The following is a 3,420-nucleotide window of genomic DNA, read 5'->3' as shown; positions in this document are numbered from 1 at the left end:
TTTTAAAACCTCTACTCTACTTTATACTTTATTATAACAGAGAGAAACTAAAATTTGAATTTTATATAAACTTAAGAATAACTTTCTTTAAATAAAAAAATTATTTTATTTAAAGTACCTATATCAGTGAAGTATGAGAGATTATTCAGGATTATTTTTTAATCTTTCTAAAAAGGATTTTGCAAATACATAATTTTGATTTTTTGATTTTTCCATCCAAAAAAGTCCTGTGCCTTTATCTTTTTTTACACCATGACCTTCATAGTAAAATAAGCCCACATAATACTGTGCTTTGGCATAACCATTTGCAGCTGCTTCAAAATACCAAAAGAAAGCATCTTTATAACTTTGATTAAGTATTTCACCTGCTCTATAAAAGTCTGCCAATTGAGTTTGAGCAAATTTATTACCATAATTTGCAGATATCTTTAGCCAATAGAGTGTTTTATCATAATCTTTTTTTGTCCCCTCACCATTATAATACATCAAAGCAAGGTTAAAAGCAGCAACATCTTTATCAACTTTAGCAGCTGTTTTATACCAATAAAATGCCTTATCTAAATCTTTCTTTACACCTTGTCCAAAATAATACAATCTTGCTAAATTATTTTGTGCAGGAATAAAACCTTGTTTTGCAGATTTTTTGTAGAAGTTAAATGCTTTTTTTAAAAACTCTTCATTTGTATTAAACTCTTCATATAACATTGCCAAATTAAACTGGGCAATAGCATAACCTTCATTAGCAGATTCTTCATACAATTCCAAGGCCATTTTTTTATTTTTGCTTGTTCCTAATCCTCTTTCATAATAGTATGCTAAATTATTTAAAGTCTTTGGATCTTTGGAAATAGAAGATTTATCTAACCAATAAAAACTCTGAAAATAATTTTTTTCAACTCCCCATCCATTCTTATACATTTGAGCCAAATTAAATTGTGCTTTATAATTATTTTCATTGGCTAATTTATAAAATATAGTGTAAGCTTTTGAATATTCTTTATTTTTGTAAAAATTTATTGCATCATCAAATTTCTCAGCTTGGAGAAAAGTAAATAGAAATACAACTATTAAAATAATTTTATTTATTTTCATTTTCTTCATCTATTTTATCTTTTATAACACCAAAAGCAAATTCATTTTTAATCACACAATTACTCATATCTTTTGTAGGTTTGATAATCTTATTATTAGATATATTTTGGACATAATTAATAAACATTTTATCTAATCTTTTATCTTTAGTAAGTTTTTTACCATCAGCAAGAACTTCATCTTTTTTGCCTAAAAAATAATCTATTCTGTCCCAAACTTCATTATGATCATCAATATCATCATATTGTGAATTTTTTCCATCTGAATCACTTGTTTTTAACTCTAAAGTTGCACTTGTACCACAGTTATCTTCATCAACTTTTAGTATATATCCTTTTTTCTTTAAGATATTATAGAATAATTCTATTTTAGTAACTTCAAGTTTATTTCGGTAGGAGTCAACAATATATTCACTATTTGGAACATCTTTGAAAGCCAGTTTACTAGCGTTTAAAATTTCATCTTTTGTATATGCTTTAAAATATCTATTTGTTACTAATTCTTTATTTGCACATCCATTAAATAATAGAAATATTAAAACTGTACCTAGATAAAAAAACTTCATATTTAAACCTTTCATTAATAACTACTATTCCCATCAATACCCATAGCAAAACAGATTTCTAAATCATTTAAATCTTTTATATTATCACCTAAGATAAGAGTATTATTTGCTTGCCCAAAGTTAACTATTGATCTTAAAAAATGTTTTTTATCTCTATCATTTGAAACATTTGTTGTATAGTCTTTATTAATTCTTAAATAATCTAATTTAAAACTTTTCAACTCATCAAGGGAAAAATCATTTGAACTATATCTTTTCAAAATAACTTTTGCTCCAAATCTATGAACCTCACTTACAAAGTTTTTAAATACATCAATATTAGTTGAAACATTATAAGAAGTTAAACTAAATACCAAATACTTTGTAATCTCTTTATCTAAAATTAACAGTGAATGTAACCAATTAATAAACTCCTTATCTCTTAATGAAAAAAGTGATAAGTTTATAGCTACAACATGACTTATTTCATTTGACTTGATATATTGAACAACCCTTTGAATAACTAATTTATCAAAATCAACTGCCTTATCAATTTTTTCACAAATTGATATAAAAGTTCCAATTTGAAATCTCTCTTGATTTTCATCATATATTATAGGAATAACTTCCCTCATGATAGTTTTTTCACCAAATCCATTACTTTTTGTATCTAGCCCAAAAGTAATTTTAAAAGAGTTATTACTAATTATATCTCGAACAGTTTGTTCTAAAAATAAAAACTTATCTAATACTTCTGAAGAGTTAACAATATTGAAAGTTTCTCCACTATCTTTTACTTTGTTATAAGATTCTGTCATAGATTGAAGAATAGAGTTTATTGTTCCATATTTATCAAATGGAATAAAACTATAATAAGCTAACTTATCTTTTATCTCATATCTTTCTTTAACTTCGTTAAATTCATCTTCTAAATCAGTACAATAGTCTTTTACTTTATCTTCACTTTCATCTTTTATTATTATTGCAAACTCTGAACCAAAAAATCTATAAAAAGTAGATTTACTAAAGCCGTGTTCTGAAAATTTATTTTGTACTGTATTAGAAAATTCCTCGATTAAGTGGTTAGCTAAAGCGGAACCATTATCTTTTGTAAAAGAGCCTAAACAATCAAGTTTGATTAAGCCAATATAGCCACTAGAAGCTAGTATAAACATGTTTTTTAAGTCTAGTTCAAAAACTTTTTGGTTTGGTAGTCCTGTTAAATCATCTGTAAAAACTTTTCTTTCTAGGATGTCTTTATTTATATTAAGTTCACTTAAAACTGCTGAATATTTTTTTAATATTTTACTCAATAAGTCTATTGATTCATCAATATTAGCATCTCCACTTTTTTCCATTGGTTTATTTGACATATTAGTATCTAAAACCTCTTTTAAATACTCTTTAAACATAATAACATTTTTTAAAGTTACACTTTTAGAAAAGTAATAATAAATCAAATAAATAATTATAATCATCAAAAAAATGGCAATAATAGAATATAAAAGATAATCATCATATAGTTTTAATAATTTCTTTTCTAGTACACTTTCATCTAATAGATAATCAATTCTACCTAGTTTTCTATCAAAAAAATAGATATTTGAACTAGAAATAAGATTTTCATCAATACTTTTTAAATCAAATCCTTCTCTAGCTTTTTCATAAAAAAAGTGCAGTTTAGAAATAGCATTTAAAGTCTTATCATCTTTATATAAAAAGAATTTAAGAGATAAAGGTTCTTTTGAATTAAAATTTATACTATTACTTAATTTATAATAATT

Annotated in this window: 3 protein-coding genes; all 3 read right to left on the bottom strand. The window is 24.4% G+C overall.

Translation table 11 applies throughout. From position 1 onward, the window contains the following. Positions 1-141 precede the first annotated feature (141 nt). Positions 142-1,092, bottom strand: a complete 951-nt coding sequence (locus CRU95_RS00015) for a tetratricopeptide repeat protein (protein WP_164969684.1) — start codon at positions 1,090-1,092, stop codon at positions 142-144. Next, entirely contained in the window at positions 1,079-1,657 is a 579-nt protein-coding gene (locus tag CRU95_RS00010) for a hypothetical protein (RefSeq protein ID WP_129099099.1), read from the bottom strand. Before CRU95_RS00010 ends, CRU95_RS00015 begins: the two co-directional genes overlap by 14 nt. A 14-nt stretch (positions 1,658-1,671) precedes the next feature. Beyond that, the coding region (locus tag CRU95_RS00005) for an EAL domain-containing protein (protein ID WP_129099098.1) at positions 1,672-3,420 on the bottom strand (1,749 nt) is incomplete at its 5' end.

It is taken from the genome of Arcobacter sp. F2176 (assembly GCF_004116465.1).
Taxonomy (GTDB): Bacteria; Campylobacterota; Campylobacteria; order Campylobacterales; family Arcobacteraceae; genus Arcobacter; species Arcobacter siniprincipis.
Note: the sequence above shows the minus strand (reverse complement) of the source record. Positions and strands in the feature narration are given on the sequence as shown.

Coding starts and splice junctions, on each gene's coding strand:
- CRU95_RS00015 (WP_164969684.1), bottom strand. CDS start 1,092: ATGAAAATAAATAAAATTATTTTAATAGTTGTATTTCTATTTACTTTT.
- CRU95_RS00010 (WP_129099099.1), bottom strand. CDS start 1,657: ATGAAGTTTTTTTATCTAGGTACAGTTTTAATATTTCTATTATTTAAT.